The organism is Paenibacillus sp. B2(2019) (genome assembly GCF_008370385.1).
In the GTDB taxonomy this organism is placed as follows: domain Bacteria; phylum Bacillota; class Bacilli; order Paenibacillales; family Paenibacillaceae; genus Paenibacillus_AQ.
In genome coordinates, this window is record NZ_VTZR01000032.1 from 1 (window position 1) to 16876 (window position 16876).

A 16876-nucleotide genomic window follows, 5' to 3' on the forward strand; every position below is an offset into this window, starting at 1 on the left:
CGTAACGACTATTGCGGCTTTGCGGTAGACACCGGTAACGAAGACTCCGGCAGCATGATTGTGAAATACGAAAGCGGCATGCACGTCATGTATTCGCAGAACTTCTTTGCCCGCAAAGGGGCTGCACGGCGAGGGGCTAGGTTATATGGCTATAAGGGCACCGTGGAATTCGATTTCACCACCAATGAAATCAAAGTATTTGACCATATGAGTGACAAAGTAACCACCGTGCGGCTTGATGACCAAGGCTCGCGTCATGGCGGCGGTGATATTGTACTCATGCGGAATTTTGTACACCTGATGCAGGGCAGAACCACCGAATCTGTTGCCCCACTAAAGGACGGGATTCGTAGCGCCCTTGTATGTCTGCAAGCCAAAGCGTTTTCCGAAAGCGATCAATTTTATTCTGTTACGTTTTAATTGGTAGAAGTCGAAGTCAAATCGTAATCCTAATGCATAAGGCAGATAAGGAATATACCTTATCTGCCTTTATTAACGAACTAATCTAACTTAATCGGCCGATACAACTGGACGATTTCTTCTAGCCTTTTGGTTCAAAAAGTCCACCAAGTAAGTTTCTTTTCTCTATTCTAGCGAATAAACAATTCGGATACTATTTAAAGCGTGAATTAATTAAATATAAACAGAAGTATGAATTTTTTTGCAATGAAATGAAAGCGATTCCAAAATAAAAGAGAGGGATCCGGTAACTGATTTAAGCGATGAGAGGAGGTGGTGTATATGTGATTGCTAAAAAACAGTTAGGAGACGTTTTTAATTTGCAGTTCATTATTATGAATCTATGAAACATGCCTTTTGTTCAGTTAGTCGCTTTGAATGATGACAACATGAAGGGGGAAAACAATATGAATAAAGTTAGAAAAGCTGCTTCTAGCTTGCTTGTGTTTTGTTTGATAGCCACTAGCTTTGCGTTTCCAAAAGATATACATGCTGCTCCTCAGATAGATGAACAATCAAAAGCCGAGGCAGAGTGGGCGGAAGTAAGTTCCATAATAGATAAGTATCCTATCATTTACACTCAATTGCCAACAATTAGCAATGAAACAACTGTATCTCCAGATGGACCTCTAATGGGAAATGGGACCGTTAATGCTTTCATGGGAGGAGATAAGAACAAGCAACAAATTTATATCTCGCATGCAGATTCTTGGGAAAAGAGCTATAGTCTTAGTGCCTTTTCTACTACGACCCATGGGAAAATTACGTATGAGAGACTGGATGAAGGTACGGGTAATAAGCCATTTAGATACGATCAAAGTATGAAAGATGGAATTGTTAAGGCGGTTTCAGAGAAAGGCTTTGAAACCAGCACCTGGCTATCAGCTACAGAAAATTTGATTGTAACTGAAATTACCAATACAACAGATGCAAATATGGAAATTGGTGTAAGTACGGTTGTTCCTACCCATAAATCTGGGACTGTAAGCTCCCATACTACATCAATTGATCCAGTTAACAAGCTGATCTCCTTTAGCAAGCATTTACGTACCGAAGAAGGGTTCGATTATGCTGTAGAACTTTCTACCGTATTGAAAGTTATGGATAAAGATCCTGTATTTAGTCAGGTTGATGACAAAACCTGTATGGCAAAATTTGAACTAGCTGCAGGCGAAACTGTAACTGTTATCGCAGCAACAGAAGGCGGTAAGAGCTCCACGACATCGTTGGAGGAAGCTAAGGCGCATGTTTTAGGCATTGATTCAGAAGCTGCACTGTATACGGTGAAACAGAAGCATCTGGATTGGTGGAAAGAATACTGGTTAAAATCGTACATTAAGCTGGCAGATGAATCCTCTTTAATGGAGAGAATCTATTACGGTCAACTTTATGCTACAGGGGCAGCTTTGGAAGCTCAAAGTGATAATCCTGCAGAAGTATTTGGTGGCAATTTATTTCCTTGGACAGGTAGTACTAACACAGCGTGGAGCGGTGGATTCTTTATGAATATAGATGTTCAACGGGCACCAAATGCAGCCATTGTAGCGAATAGGGTGAATCAAATTGCGTCTTATACCAAATTAATTGATGATTACTGGGAAACGGGGCGGAATATGGCATCCGATCCTAAAGAATTAAATAGGGTTATTGGTAATTCGAATTGGTATCCCAAATTTACTGAAGGAATAAGAGGCGTCTTGTTCCCAACATTTATGCCACCATGGGGATATGCATCTGCCCCTGCTTATGATAGTGCTCCAATCCATGCGGCCATGGCATTAGTTCCAATGGTTAAATACTGGGAATATACGTGCGACGATGAATATTTAGAACAATTCTTATACGACAAGTTGGTCGATTTAACTGAGTTTTTTGAAGACTTTGCTATTGTAGATGAGGTAACAGGGAAATACGTTATAGGCGGATCTACTATTGAAAGCGGAACTCTGTATAAGAATGCGTTTCAGGATCTAGCTGGTACTTACTTTGTATTTGATAAAGCGATTAAGGCGAGTAAGGAACTAGGTATGGATGCTGATAAGCGAGTGAAGTGGCAAGAGTTTCGTAACAATTTATCGCCATTGCCAACGTATGTTATTCCAGAGGGCCAACCTGGCGGAGGACTAACGGTATTCACGGAAGCAGAAGGGGTACCTGCTGTTCCAAGAAACGCTCCAATCATTCATACGACTTACCTTACTGATCTAGTAGGCATGGCAACTGATTCTGAATTGCTCGAGTATACTCGGAATTATCTTAAATATATTGCACCATGGTATGAAGGCCATGACAAAGAAGATCGCACAACAATGATTGCAACTAATGTTGGTTATGACATTGACAAGATTACTGACTTTTTGTCTAAAGGACTTCTTGATCGCCCCGCCGGTGAATGGGTTGGAATACGAAATAATCATACAGTGGGAGCATCCGTTCAGGCTTCTCTGATCTATAATACAATTACCCATTCTCTGATGCAGAGCAATCAAGACTTCATAAATGTATTTGCGAACTGGCATAAAGATCAGCCAGCGGAGTTTACACGGTTGAGAGCGAAAGGTGCATTCTTGGTGGATGCAAAGCAGAATGAGAATGGAATAACGACTTATGTAAATATATTCAGTGAAAAAGGTAAAGATTGCACTGTTCTGAATCCATGGAAAGGTCAAGAATTGGAGGTTTATGAGGACGGAAATCTAATTGAGACTGTTAAGGGTACGAATATATTAGGGGATACTTATAAGTTTGCTACGAAGGCTAATGCATCCTATGAGCTGAAGCCACAGGGTGGTGTGCAAAATCCCACACTTGTAAACATTATAATCCCTGAAGCAGTAACTGATTTTGAAATTGGAATTTCAAAGACAGATTTGATTCCCCAATTGCCGGAATCTGTAAAGTTAGAGACAAGTACACATAATATGAAGGCTGAAGTAATATGGGACATTAGTAACATAAGCTATGATCCTACAATGAAAGAAGGACAGACATTCTTGGTACCTGGTACAGTGACTCTTCCAGAAGTATTAGACAATCCCAACAATGTATCCTTGCAAACATCTATAAATGTAATTGTAAATAAAATCCCACAGTCCAGCATGACAGCAACGGCAACAAGTGAAGAGACAGGAAAAGATGAAGCGCGTTTTGCGATTGATGGAGATCCGCTAACCATGTGGCATACCAAGTGGGATAAGTCTGATGTTCTGCCTCAATCTATTACTTTGAATTTGGGGGATGTTTACAAGGTTAATAGACTTTCCTATCTCCCAAGAAGCACAGGAGGAACAAGCGGCATTATAACTAAGTATAACGTTTATGTCAGTATGGACGGAACTAACTTTACCAAAGTGACAAGTGGAACTTGGCCATTTGATACTAGACTGAAGCAAGTGACGTTTGATCCAATCAAAGCACAGTATATTCAGCTTGAAGCAATAGAGGCATATAATGGATGGGCAACAGCAGCAGAAATCAATATTTATAGTGATTCAGAAACAAAGCCTCAGGATAATACACTTGTGAGCATAAAAACACCAGGGCCAATTACTGGAGTAGCCAATGGAGTAGACAAGACGGCAAAAGTCCTTGGTTTGCCTGAAACCGTAACATTGGTAACAAACTCTGGAGATGTGCCGGCTAACGTAACATGGGATGTAGAGAATTCAAGTTACGATCCAGATGTAAAAACAGAGCAGAAATTCGATGTAGATGGAACAGTCGAATTGCCAGCAGGTGTGGTAAATCCAGGTAGCGTTGAACTAACAACAAGCATTAGTGTTACTGTAAATGGAGAGTCAGATTCAGAACAGGACAAGACTCTAGTGAGCATAACAGCACCAAAAGCGATAACTGGAGTAGTCTACGGAACAGTCAAGACGGCAGAAGCCCTTGGTTTGCCTGAAACCGTAACATTGGTAACAAACTCTGGAGATGTGCGGGCTAACGTAACATGGGATGTAGAGAATTCAAGTTACGATCCAGATGTAAAAACAGAGCAGAAATTCGATGTAGATGGAACAGTCGAATTGCCAGCAGGTGTGGTAAATCCAGGTAGCGTTGAACTAACAACAAGCATTAGTGTTACTGTAAATGGAGAGTCAGATTCAGAACAGGCCAAGACTCTAGTGAGCATAACAGCACCAGAAGCGATAACTGGAGTAGAGAGCGGAACAGCCAAGACAGCAGAAGCCCTTGGATTGCCTGCGACAGTAGAACTAGTCACCGATACTGGCAGAGTAATTGCTAGTGTGACCTGGGATGTAGCTGCTTCAAGCTATGACCCAGCGAAAAGGGCAGCACAGACCTTCACTGTAGTTGGAATAGTAACGTTGCCTATTGGTGTGGTAAATTCAGACAACGTAGACTTGACGACTAAAATTGGTGTAACTGTAAAAGCAGGAACGACGCCAACGCAGGAACCAACACCAACGCCAACACCAACACCAGGTCCAACAGCAACACCAGATCCTAAGCCTACGTCAAAACCAGAAGATGATAAAAAGCCAACTAAGCCAACAGATCCAGTAAAACCAACTGAGCCAGAGATTCCAAAAGTAGATCTGTCTGATATTTCAGATCACTGGGCCAAGGCTTCTATCGAAAAAGCAGTTGAACTAGGTTTTGTCAGTGGCTATGAGGATGGAACCTTCAGACCGAAAGGTACCGTAACTCGTGGTGAGTTTTCAACGATGTTAGCTAGAGCGCTGAAATTGGATGCTGTTGATTCTGAGTTTAGTTTTTCGGATCAAGGCAAAACACCAGTATGGGCTCAGTCATTCATTCAAGCACTTTCAAAAGCAGGTTTCATTTCTGGATACAAAGATGGCACTTTCCGTGCAAATAATGAAATAACTAGAAGCGAATTAGTTGTTCTTATTGTTCGTGTACTTGGTCTTGAAGTGAATCCAAATGCAACACTAGCGTTTGATGATGCAGATCAAATTCCAGCATGGGCAAAACCTTATGTAGCAACAGCAGCTGAAGCAGGATTGATTAAGGGGAATGGGAATGGCAAATTTAATCCGAATGCCTCTTCAACCAGAGCTGAAGCAGTCACTTTGATATTAGCTATGCTAAACACTAAATAACAAACGCTTTGATACGACGCACCGTCCTATATTGGCGGTGCGTTGTTATAACTTTAACTTTCATATGGACAATTTCAGAAGGAAAAGATAATGATATTGGGAAATAAACGAACGCGAGAAAGTTTTGACCAGAACGGAATGTTCCATTTAGGCGATCTACCTATCATGCATGCTGTAAAAGGAGGGATGATAGGTGGGTTTTTCGGTTACTCTTAGATAACTATCAGAAACATATGAGGGTGAGGCCAGACGTATCATTTAAGAACATGGGAAACCACATCTTGAATAAAATGACGAATTAAATAACGTTATCCCTGTTGCTTTTTATCTTTTTTGTGAATCGGATAATCGGGAACTATCTTGTGTGTCGTTACTATTGATTCCTTCAAAAGATGAAGGATCATTGAATCTTTCCTTAATTATTACTGCGATTTACGGTATTCGCTTGGGCTAATCCCAATTAGTTTGCGGAACACCTCTCGGAAATGTGCTGTATCTTGGTAGCCAACACTTTTTGAGATATTGGCCATTTTATTGTCTGTTTCGATTAACAAATGGCAGGCGACTCTATCCTTTTATGCTGCAAGTACTCTGGAAAATTCATTCCTGAATGTTGCCGAAACAATCGTATGAAATTCCGACTGCTCATGCGAGTTTCCGTAGCCAACTGCACTAGAGTTAACGGCTCCGCAATATGGAATTGATATAATCTATCATATTCGACAATTCTACTTGACCCATTCTACCAGGCTGTATACACCCAGTATAAATTCTCGAACGTTATATTGGCTTAACATGGACTTCGTAATATCCGTATAAGCGTTGATCGTGTCTCTCGCTAGCCAAACTGCGTTTGAATCCGCAGAGCTTTGGGTTGTAGGCAGACCTTTTTGCATTAGAGCATCTTTTACTTTTTGGGTTTGACTTGACATACCATTAGCTGGTTTTGTGTTGCTGGTAAAAGATTGTGAGGATTGAGTGAAATGTAATGTAACCCTTGTGATGTTTTTGCTTCAAATACATCACCTTTTCTACCAAAAAAACCGTTATATATATTGTAGGGTCCTACTGCTTTACAAAAAAGGAGGGGGATATGTATATGAAATCTCAAAAACGTTTTAAAAGAGCAAAATGGTTAGGAAGTCTATTAGTTTGTGTAAGCGTCTTTACTTTTTCTAGTATTTCATTCGCTGAAGCATACGTGCCAAATGATATTGATACTGGGATCGCAGACCTAAATTATAATCGTCATGAAGTTTTGGCCGTCAATGGCGATCATATTAGTAGTTTTGTTCCCAAAGAAGGCACCCAGTCCAATGGTAAATTTATTGTGGTTGAACGGGATAAAAAATCACTTGCAACCTCACCCGTAGATATTTCCATTATTGATTCGATCACGAATCGCACGTATCCAGGTGCAATACAGCTTGCAAATGAGGATTTTGCGAATAATCAGCCTAATCTGGTTATGGCCGCGAGACAACCATTAGATATTAGCATTGATCTACCTGGGTTGAAGAGTGAAAATAGAATTACGGTTCAAATTCCAAATTTCAGCAGTGTTTCTGGTGCCGTTGATCAGCTCGTGTCGACTTGGGTTGAGAAGTATTCGGATACGCACACCCTGCCTGCAAGATTACAGTATGCAGAATCGATGGTGTACAGCAAAAACCAAATTGCTAGTGCACTTAATGTGAACGCGCAATACCTTAACAATACGCTCGGAATCGATTTTAACGCGGTCGCAAGCGGCGAGAAAAAAGTGATGGTAGCGGCTTATAAGCAAATCTTTTATACCGTAAGTGCGACTCTTCCTAACAATCCATCGGACCTTTTTGACAACAGTGTGACGTTTGCTGAATTAGCCCGTAAAGGGGTAAGTAATGAGGCTCCGCCACTGATGGTATCCAACGTAGCTTATGGCAGAACCATTTACGTGAAATTGGAGACAACCTCGAAGAGCAGTGATGTACAGACGGCATTTAAAGCATTGCTCAATAATCCTAACATACAAACTAGTGGTAGTGGACAGTACAAAGATATTTATGATGAAAGTTCATTTACTGCTGTTGTATTAGGCGGCGATGCACAAACACATAACCAGATCGTCTCGAAAGACTTTAGTGTTATCCAAAATGTAATTAAGGACAATGCACAATTTAGCAGTAAAAATCCAGCTTACCCAATTTCTTATACGAGTGTCTTCTTGAAAGATAATTCCATTGCTGCTGTTCACAACAATACGGAATATATTGAGACCAAAACTACAGAATATACTAAAGGTAAAATAACGCTTGATCACAGCGGTGCATACGTGGCTCAGTTTGACATATCTTGGGATGAATTTACATTTGATGCGAATGGACAAGAAATCATTACACATAAAACGTGGGAAGGAAGTGGTCGAGATAAAACAGCGCATTTCTCGACAGAGATTCCACTTCCTCCTAATGCCAAGAACATCAAAATTTCCGCCAAAGAGTGTACAGGTCTTGCGTGGGATTGGTGGAGAACCGTGATTGATGAAACGAACGTTCCATTATCCAGCAATATCAAAGTTTCGATTGGTGGAACGACGTTATACCCAACAGCTTCGATTAGTCAATAATGATTTATGAAAGGGGCCGTCTCAAAGCCATGAAAATGGCCGAGGGACAGCCCCTTTCGTTTTAGGGTTGATCTCCTTTGGTAATCGTTCCCCACCAGAACAGAGCACAGAAGAGAATCAAAGAAGGCGCCGTATACATCGATTCCATATGAGACATACAAAATTACTTTCATACCCGGTATAAGGTCGATAGTAATAATTGCTTGACTGCCAACTTTGAATTTTGGGTTAGACGCTTCCTTTAATCCTTGTGGGACTTTCTCGAACCCGAATGGTCCAACACTGAATGATTCATGTTTGAGTCGACACTCTCGCTGTTTGCACTATATCCATATCCACTTCTTACGCATACATACTGCCGTGGGCTATCTACTGAGATGCCCAAACACATATGTCAGCACAGTCACGAAGAATATTGAAATAGTGGACTCTAGCTTTGCTGCAAGCGTCAATTCACATTTGGAATGGTTGAACAGAAGAATTTACAACCGCTGGCATAGTTACTTTCCATAGTATTTCCTTGTAAAATAATCAGGATTTTCCATGAGTATGTTCTCCTGCGAACCAAATTCTATGCATGTCGTTTCCTTCACATACAAAAACGGTTGGGTATACATCAACTCATCTGGAGCGGGATGATGTTTATCGTGCTTGCTCTCTTCACGACCCTGTTAAAATCAAAAATAACCAAATCGAACGCAGAGAAAGTAAACGTACATTTACGTACGAGGAACGAAACGATCATATAGGACAGATAACTGTAGATTGGAATCAGAAAACCAAAACTGTGACAGTTCGAAAATGGTCGGAGAAAGTTATGCTAAATTAAGGAAAAAAGACAGCTTCAGTTGAGAGCGATATAAGAAAAATCTTCGCCAACCCAGAAACAAACTTTTTAGGTTACCTCATACGTCTTACTTACGTAAGAGACAAACAAGAATAAACGGAGGTTTGGAAGATGAAAAAACAGTTTACAAAAAAAATTCCTTATTTAGTACTGGCGGGTTTCATTTGTGCGGTTGGAATCGGGGCGCCACAAATTTCATTAGCAAAACAGGCAACCTCAGCTCCAAAAGTGGTGAATCAGCAGTCCAAAAAAACATTGCCAAAAATAGAAATTGGTCAAAAAATTAAAGTACCCGAACTTAAACTGAAGGAAAATACGTATGTACTTGATTACAAAAAATCCGATGTTACCGGTGACTCCGTTAAAGACCAAGTGATTTTGGTCGGGACAAAAGAAAAAATTGATGGAAAACTGGATGCGTATGCGAGTAATTTATCCGTCATCGTGCAAGATGGAAAAACCAACAGATACGATAAATATGATTGGGTGTACGAAGGAACGGACGGGAAATTGTACGGAGAACTTGGAAGAGAACCGAATTTGATTATCGGTGACTATACAGGTAACAAAGTGAACGATATTATCACAACAGCCCCTCAAGGAGGAAATGGTGGATACGTGGATCATCTGATCTTAACATGGGAAGGGAATAAACTTAAAGATGTTTTGGCAAAAGATGTTGTGGCGGATAGCCAAGAACTATACACTAATTCTCAGGCAAACTTCAGTTTGAAATTGCCCGCTTCATGGAAGGGACATTACAAGGCAAGCCAATATGCAGGTGAAAGTGCAAATAAAATCATACCGTTGGCTAAGCATGTAGTGCAGTTCGATTATACGTCAAAAGATCGAAAAGATGCTGAAATGCTACTGATGATCTCTGTATTCTCCAAAAATGATTGGAGCTACCTCTCCAGTGAACAAGGTCCACCTGTAGGGAGTGTAATTACGGAAGCCAACGGAATGGTGTATGTGTATACAACTCCGCAGTCCAATCCGTTTGATCCCCAGTCGAAGGACGGCAAGCTGTTTGACCAACTCTATGGTGATTTGAACATTGGGAAATCTTTCAAACTACTAAAATAGGTTTTTGTAGATTCAAGTTGACCGATAGTTCAATACTTATATTAGAAACGATATGAAAAAGGATCTATATAGATATAAATAACATGATACGAGCATAATTCTTTATTTTCTGTGTCACTTCGTAACGTTTATGGTTATATCGACAATGTGTCTGAACTGATTAAGCCCCCCTTTGACAAGCCGCAGAGCTTCATCAAGCTGTTTGACGGTACGAAGCAACGAAAACTTGTAGAGATGGTTACACAGATTAAAGAGAATGCGATTAAGATTATTGGGTGAGGTAGGAATGAGTATAAAAAAATAAGTGCCAGAGCACGATCTTCCGTAGGCTTTCATTTGGTGGGGACTCATCGTATAAACTTTGTTCACTGTTGGTGAGGAATAATTAAAGCAAGGTGCATCGGTGTCTAGACCCTTCCAACATGTATGGAAGGGTCATTTCTTAATCATTTTGTTTCCTGCTAGAAGCGAATTGACTCTCAGGAGATACGTTTATCAGACACCACTTTTTCTTTTGCACCCATCGATGCAGGATGGTATCCTGATTTTAATTCAGGGAAGCTTTAGGCTTGTCATGATAATCATAAGGAGGGGCTTTATGGAATTAAAATTGTTCGATTTTATAGAGAATGTTACAGAGTATCTGGAGGATTCCAGAAATGAATTGAATGTAGCAAGCAGAGATATACGGTTATATTTTGAAAAAGTATTAGAAGATTATAATGAAGGGTCTTTGAACATTAATTCCAGAGTCAAATCTACATCAAGTCTAAAAGAAAAAATCCTTCGAAATGGCTACTACAAAAAATATACATCTCCACAGCAACTGATTTCAGACCTGTCAGATTTAATCGGGATACGAATTGAATGCAGATTTATTGAAGATGAAAAAGAAATATGTGAGCTACTAAAAAAACATTTTCATGAACAAGATGAAGATGGGTATTTTTACAATTCCACGAATAAAAACATAAAATTAAAGTTGGCAGGAGAACAACCTCAACGGCAAAAAAACGGCTTTGAAATATTCAGGATAGACGGGTATTGCCAATATGAGGGTAATAAGATCAGCTTTGAATTGCAAATTAAATCTCTCGTGAATATATTCTGGGGAGAGATTGAGCACAAGGTCATCTACAAAAATAATAATTATACCTTGGGAGACGAATTTATAAAAAACCTAATGACGTCGATTAAGAAAAATCTCTTGATGATTGATAGTCAACTACTGGCAGTAGATAATCAAATCAATAAACTAGATTCGATTAATCCTACCAATCGGAAACGGCAGATCCAGAAGCTGCTGTCAAAGATTATTTATGATATTTATTCATTAAAAATGGAAAATAACATGGGTCTTATTGTGGATTTTAAAGAATCCAGTGATACTATCATGAAATATATTTTTCGATCAAATAATGCGGAAGAACTAGGAGACTACAGTGAAACATTAGTTAAAACATTGAATAGGTTGAATGATGTCAGTCGGAATCATGTTTGCTTTACTAATGAAATAACATTTGAGAAGGATATATATTTTCAAGATGAATTTAGCCATATGATCGGCAGCACAATCTTAAAGTCTATCAATCGTGATTTTAATTGGAACTTATTCTTTCGAGTTTTATTTGAAATACAACCAGGTAATAATGCGGAGGATTTTGAGAATTTTATTGGATTTTTCAAGAATTTATTGGAAGAGAATATCAACTTTGTGAAATTGCGTTCAAAATTTAATAGTGAAGAAGCAGGTTACATTACGAACTTGCTTATGAAGGAAATAGCGTACTGTTTTACGCAAATTGATTCCATTACATTTATATATGACCGTAGCATTGAAGAAATCAAGCATGTTGTAGACAACACCATTGATTTGATCCATAGAAACATCGATTCATACCAGCGATGGGAGAAGGAACATGAAGTTTACCTGGAAATGACCGGTTCAAAATTATTATCAAAGCTCACGTAATGGGCATATCTTGACACGTAGAAAGTGCAGATGAGGTCATGCTTGATATTTAAATAAGAATCTCTAAGTTACATCGCATCATGTCCATAACCTCAAAAAATTCGATAATACCGGAGAAGACATGGAGGATCTGATCTCCATCGGCACGATCGGCTTGATTAAAGCCATCGAGAGCTACCGCCCGAACAAAGGCACAAAGCTGGCCACTTTTGCTGCCCGTTGTATCGAAAACGAAATTCTGATGCACCTAAGATCCTTGAAGAAAACTCGTAAAGATGTATCTCTGCACGATCCGATTGGAACGGACAAAGAGGGTAACGAAATCACGCTCATAGATATCCTTGGCTCCGAAATTATTTTTAGGTCTACCATAGTTTCGTGTAAGTAAACTCATTCCAAATGAAGCGAACGATTCAATATTTCTGAAGGTGACTCCCATGATCGTGCTTCCAAGTTGCCCCTACTGCGGGAAAAATGCGCTAAATCCATAACCACGGCAACCGGATTAAGCAGACCCATCTTAGGATGATTCTCATAATAAGCAAGTAATTCTTTCGATGTCCAGCCTAGAATGATGTCCAGCAAAGAGTCACCACGCAAATCATGCAGCCCCGTATTGCAGGTATGACCTTCCCGGATAGCAAAATCATCAATACCCAACACCCCTCCAAGTTTCACTCGTTCCTCATGATAACATCAGTTTTTTTTGAGTGACTACTTGAAGGGCATACTACCACTTGTCGGTTTTCTTATAAAATTAATATATAAAACAAGTCGAATACGTATATCCCCAAAGTGCTTTGATTTGCTGGTTGAAAACAAAAAAACGCTATTCAGATTCTTGATCAGTTTATAGAAGTGCTCTGTTAATAAGTTTCAGTATATTTTGGTACTAACAGCGTTTGTTGGTTGAGCTTTCTCTTGAACTCCCCAGGCGGCATTCCCATTTCTGCTGAAAAAACAGTGGTAAAATAGTGAACTGTTTTAAAACCTGACATTTCTGAAATTTCTTTGAGGGTAAGGTCGGTATCTGAGAGGAGGATGCTGGCTTTTCTCATTCTCTCTCTTTTAATATAATTTGAAAACGATTGGCCTAATTCATCCTGGAAAATACGTGATAAGTGTCTTTCTGAAATGTGAATAAAATCCGCTACATCGCTCATTTTCAATGATTGAGATAGGTTGTCATGGATGTATAGCTTCGCTTGATATACTAAGGACGAATAAATACGAATTTCTTTATTCTTTTTGTATTTAATTTGTTGTTCATTAAATAAACCAACAATACTTGAATAGAAAGAAGAACATAAGCCTTGAAAGCAGTCGTTGAACAATAGGTAAAAATCACAGGCCATAACGAGGATCGAAGTCCATAGTTTTACAACGGGAGATTGGCTAGCATTATTAATAATGAATTTTTTCGTTTTTTCTAGATTAGTGAAAAGTTCTATTAATTTCTTTGTTGATTTTGTTTTTATAATTTCAAATCCAACAAAAATAATTTCCAATCCAGTTTCGCTTAAAATTTGGTGTTTAACGAAGGGGCGGGAAAGGAAAAGGGACCCACTCGTTATATGAAATGAATGTCCATCATCCATATACTCACCTTCACCGTTGACAATATAACACAGTTCAAAATAAGAATGTTGATGTGGCTTGTTATTGTAATGATCGGGTTGAGCACCCCAATAGTGAATTAGAATGGAAACATCACTTCCATTGACTTGAATAGATTCCTGATTAAGAGCAATTGAACCATCTATAAACAAATCAGTCCATTCCATGGCTGTCTTCCCCTTTCAAAATAATGATGAACCACATTAATGTTCCCGCTTTGATAGTAGCATATTTCTCCACGAGTGTATCACGAATGTCTCGATTTTATAAAAATATGACTGGTTTCTCAAAAGATTAAGGAGAGAACAAGATTTATACTAAAATTAAATATTGAATGATCCAATATAAAAAGGGTGTTTTGCCAAAAAGGGATGTGAAGAGTTGTAATGAATAAATATTCAATCGCATTTGATGTCGGAGGATTGTTTATAAAATCAGCTGTTTTAAATGACGATGGGGAAATAGTTCCTAACTCGTATGCCATCTTCCCCTCGAAATCAAAAGAGACTAAAGAAGGTATCATTGAACATTTGGTGTTCATCATTAAGCAGCAAACAAATGGAATTTTGGATAAAGACTTCGAAATAACTGGAGTTGGCTATGCATTTCCAGGTCCATTTGATTATGAAAGCGGGATAAGTTACATCAAAGGTATCGATAAATTTGAAGAGATATACGAAGTGAACCTTCGTGATCTATTAATAAATCGTCTTAAACAAGAAAGTTCTTTTCATTCAAAGACAAGTAATGAGTTTCAGATTGTTTTTGATAATGATGCTAGCCTGTTTGCTTTAGGAGAACATGTATCCGGCAAGGCTGGAGGTTACAACAAATCCATCTTTTTAACGATTGGTACGGGGGCAGGATCGGCATTTATGGAAAATGGAAAATTGGTAAAAGACAGACAAGATATACCGGAAAATGGATGGATCTATAATCAACCATTTAAGCAATCCATAGTCGATGACTATATTTCTAAAAGAGGTATCTTAAAACTGGCGAATGAATTAGGCCTTAGTACATCAGACAACGAAGTGGAAACATTAGCCGCTATGGGCAAAAATGAAGACCAGAGGGCAAAGATGGCATTCCGAATGTTTGGAGAATATATAGGAAAAGCTTTAAATCCATATATAAAAAGTTTTAAACCAGATGCGATCATTCTTGGCGGTCAAATTACAAAAAGTAAAGATTTGTTTATGAATGGGGTTTATGAAACGCTTGAGAACAAAACGGTAAACATTGAATGTTCTGAAGAAACCTCACTGAGTACATTTAAAGGTGTAGCAAATCTATTAAAGCAATCTATTAGAAGGAAGGAATAAAATAATGGCTAATTTTAATATGTACCCAGAGATACTAGTATCCAATTCAAATGATCATGCTTGGCAAGATTACGGAAACATTAAGAATGAGCTTAATGCGGCAATAATCAGACTAGGAAAGCAAAAGACTATCGTTACCGTCGATTGTTATCCTGGCGTAAGAATGGAAGAACTAAAAGCTAATCTTGTTTCAGTAATGGAACCTGCCTATACAATTTTTGCAGATGATTTATATTATTCTAGCGATAAAGTAACGGATATGATTAAATTTCATCTAACAACGGATAGAGTATTTGGGAAGATATCGCTTCATAATTTTGGGGATTTTTTAGATGATGAACGTTTGGAAGAGGCTAGAAGTGCTATTAGTAACATTGATAGCGGTTTAATCATTATTTATGGTTCTGGTGCTACTCTTGTATGTGATCCTGATATTCTCATATATGCTGATTTGGCAAGGTGGGAAATCCAAAAAAGATATAGTAATAATGAAATTTCAAATTGGAGAGCAGACAACCATAATGAGGATGCGGTTAGAAAGATTAAAAGAGGCTATTTCTTTGAATGGCCAGTTGCGGACAGACATAAAAGGAAGTTGTTTGAAAAAATAGATTATCTATTAGATACGAACTGCAGCAATGAACCAAAGCTGGTAGAGGGGGCAACCTACTTAGCTGGATTAAAGCAAACAGTCAGCCAGCCTTTTAGAGTGATTCCTTACTTTGCCCCTGGAGTATGGGGAGGGCAATGGATGAAAGAAAAGCTTGGTCTTGATCCGTCAGTTGAAAACTATGCTTGGAGCTTTAATGGTGTACCAGAAGAAAATAGTCTTTTTTTAAGATACGGGGACGTAAAAATTGAAGTCCCAGCTATTAATGCTGTTTTTAGACATCCAGTTGATCTTTTGGGTGAAAAGGTATATGGACGTTTTGGCGCGGAGTTCCCGATTCGATTTAACTTTTTAGATACTTTTGGGGGCGGAAATCTTAGTTTACAGGTTCATCCATTGGTTGATTATGCGCAACAAACGTTTGGGGTGCATTATACGCAAGATGAAAGCTATTACATCGTTGATGCAAAAGAAGATGCTATCGTTTATTTGGGTGTCAAGGATGATATAAATTCCAATGAAATGATTCAAGATTTAAAACAATCATATGATGAAGGCAGTAAATTTGACGACCAAAAGTATATTAATCAATTTCCAGCTAAAAAGCATGACCATTTTTTAATACCAGCAGGTACTATTCATTCGCAGGGTAAAGATTCCTTGGTATTAGAAATAAGTGCAACACCCAATTACTTCACGTTTAAATTATGGGATTGGGAACGGTTGGGGATGGATGGGATACCAAGACCTGTCCATCTTGAACACGGAATCAATTCTATTCAATGGGAAAGAGACGAGAAGTGGGTCAGTGAAAATATAATCAATTGTCTAGAACAAATGGGTGAAGGCGATGGATGGATCGAAGAAAAGACAGGCTTACACGACAGGCAGTTTATTGAAACTAGAAGACATTGGTTCTCAGGACCAGTCATCCATAACACTGATGGCGGTGTCAATGTTCTCAATCTAATAGAGGGGGAGGAAGCTATAGTCGAAAGTCCTACAAATGCCTTTGAGCCATTTGTAGTTCATTATGCTGAAACATTTATCATTCCTGCAATGGTCGGCAGCTATTCGGTACGCCCTCATGGTAATAGCGTAGGAAAAAAAATGGGGACAATCAAGGCCTATGTTAGAACATAGCAGAATTTTCGATTAAAGCTGAAGTAAACGCTGTTCGAATTATTAAAGAAAGAGCATTTCGAGAAGAAACATAAGAGATTATTAAAATCCGTCTTACAATAAAGTTGTTTCATTTCTTG

General features: G+C 38.8%; 11 protein-coding genes and 2 pseudogenes. 9 read left to right on the forward strand and 4 right to left on the reverse strand.

Features of this window, described 5'->3' with window-relative positions; genetic code table 11:
* A pseudogene (locus PAENI_RS30240) lies at positions 1-420 on the forward strand (Gfo/Idh/MocA family protein); the annotation flags it as partial.
* Positions 421-866: 446 nt separating this feature from the next.
* Positions 867-5549, forward strand: a complete 4683-nt coding sequence (locus tag PAENI_RS30245) for an S-layer homology domain-containing protein (protein ID WP_188114752.1) — start codon at positions 867-869, stop codon at positions 5547-5549.
* A 422-nt stretch (positions 5550-5971) separates the two neighbouring features.
* Here PAENI_RS30245 and PAENI_RS30250 read toward each other — a convergent pair whose 3' ends face one another.
* Complete coding sequence (locus PAENI_RS30250) at positions 5972-6103, reverse strand: helix-turn-helix domain-containing protein (protein ID WP_149647805.1); 132 nt, start codon at positions 6101-6103, stop codon at positions 5972-5974.
* Between the two features lie 174 nt (positions 6104-6277).
* Complete coding sequence (locus tag PAENI_RS30255) at positions 6278-6481, reverse strand: hypothetical protein (RefSeq protein ID WP_149647806.1); 204 nt, start codon at positions 6479-6481, stop codon at positions 6278-6280.
* A 167-nt stretch (positions 6482-6648) separates the two neighbouring features.
* Between PAENI_RS30255 and PAENI_RS30260 the strand changes: the two genes are divergently transcribed.
* From PAENI_RS30260 to PAENI_RS30280, 5 genes and pseudogenes are all read left to right on the forward strand, one after another.
* A complete protein-coding gene (locus PAENI_RS30260; protein ID WP_149647807.1) occupies positions 6649-8157 on the forward strand; it encodes a thiol-activated cytolysin family protein in 1509 nt (502 codons plus the stop codon).
* 958 nt (positions 8158-9115) lie between these two features.
* On the forward strand, positions 9116-10090 hold the full coding sequence (locus PAENI_RS32125; RefSeq protein ID WP_188114753.1) for a hypothetical protein: 975 nt from the start codon (positions 9116-9118) through the stop codon (positions 10088-10090).
* Between the two features lie 111 nt (positions 10091-10201).
* Positions 10202-10369, forward strand: coding sequence for a hypothetical protein (locus PAENI_RS32440; RefSeq protein WP_223179042.1), 168 nt, complete (start codon positions 10202-10204; stop codon positions 10367-10369).
* A 319-nt stretch (positions 10370-10688) separates the two neighbouring features.
* Positions 10689-12062, forward strand: coding sequence for a GTP pyrophosphokinase (locus tag PAENI_RS30275; protein WP_188114754.1), 1374 nt, complete (start codon positions 10689-10691; stop codon positions 12060-12062).
* An 85-nt stretch (positions 12063-12147) separates the two neighbouring features.
* A pseudogene (locus tag PAENI_RS30280) lies at positions 12148-12414 on the forward strand (sigma factor); the annotation flags it as partial.
* A gap of 38 nt (positions 12415-12452) precedes the next feature.
* On the opposite strand, the gene PAENI_RS30285 reads toward PAENI_RS30280, so the two are convergent.
* Both PAENI_RS30285 and PAENI_RS30290 read right to left on the reverse strand, forming a co-directional pair.
* Positions 12453-12740, reverse strand: coding sequence for a transposase (locus tag PAENI_RS30285; RefSeq protein WP_149647810.1), 288 nt, complete (start codon positions 12738-12740; stop codon positions 12453-12455).
* A gap of 188 nt (positions 12741-12928) precedes the next feature.
* Positions 12929-13846 carry an AraC family transcriptional regulator gene (locus tag PAENI_RS30290; RefSeq protein ID WP_149647811.1) on the reverse strand — a complete coding sequence of 306 codons (918 nt, stop codon included), beginning with the start codon at positions 13844-13846 and terminating at the stop codon, positions 12929-12931.
* A gap of 219 nt (positions 13847-14065) precedes the next feature.
* Between PAENI_RS30290 and PAENI_RS30295 the strand changes: the two genes are divergently transcribed.
* Complete coding sequence (locus PAENI_RS30295) at positions 14066-15004, forward strand: ROK family protein (RefSeq protein ID WP_149647812.1); 939 nt, start codon at positions 14066-14068, stop codon at positions 15002-15004.
* A 4-nt stretch (positions 15005-15008) separates the two neighbouring features.
* Positions 15009-16757: a class I mannose-6-phosphate isomerase gene (locus tag PAENI_RS30300; RefSeq protein WP_223179043.1), complete on the forward strand. Its 1749-nt coding sequence runs from the start codon at positions 15009-15011 to the stop codon at positions 16755-16757.
* Positions 16758-16876 lie beyond the last annotated feature (119 nt).

What these genes read in the sequence shown, in the direction of transcription:
- PAENI_RS30245 (WP_188114752.1), top strand. Translation starts at nt 867, where the DNA reads ATGAATAAAGTTAGAAAAGCTGCTTCTAGCTTGCTTGTGTTTTGTTTG.
- PAENI_RS30255 (WP_149647806.1), bottom strand. Translation starts at nt 6,481, where the DNA reads ATGTCAAGTCAAACCCAAAAAGTAAAAGATGCTCTAATGCAAAAAGGT.
- PAENI_RS30260 (WP_149647807.1), top strand. Translation starts at nt 6,649, where the DNA reads ATGAAATCTCAAAAACGTTTTAAAAGAGCAAAATGGTTAGGAAGTCTA.
- PAENI_RS32125 (WP_188114753.1), top strand. Translation starts at nt 9,116, where the DNA reads ATGAAAAAACAGTTTACAAAAAAAATTCCTTATTTAGTACTGGCGGGT.
- PAENI_RS30275 (WP_188114754.1), top strand. Translation starts at nt 10,689, where the DNA reads ATGGAATTAAAATTGTTCGATTTTATAGAGAATGTTACAGAGTATCTG.
- PAENI_RS30290 (WP_149647811.1), bottom strand. Translation starts at nt 13,846, where the DNA reads ATGGAATGGACTGATTTGTTTATAGATGGTTCAATTGCTCTTAATCAG.
- PAENI_RS30295 (WP_149647812.1), top strand. Translation starts at nt 14,066, where the DNA reads ATGAATAAATATTCAATCGCATTTGATGTCGGAGGATTGTTTATAAAA.
- PAENI_RS30300 (WP_223179043.1), top strand. Translation starts at nt 15,009, where the DNA reads ATGGCTAATTTTAATATGTACCCAGAGATACTAGTATCCAATTCAAAT.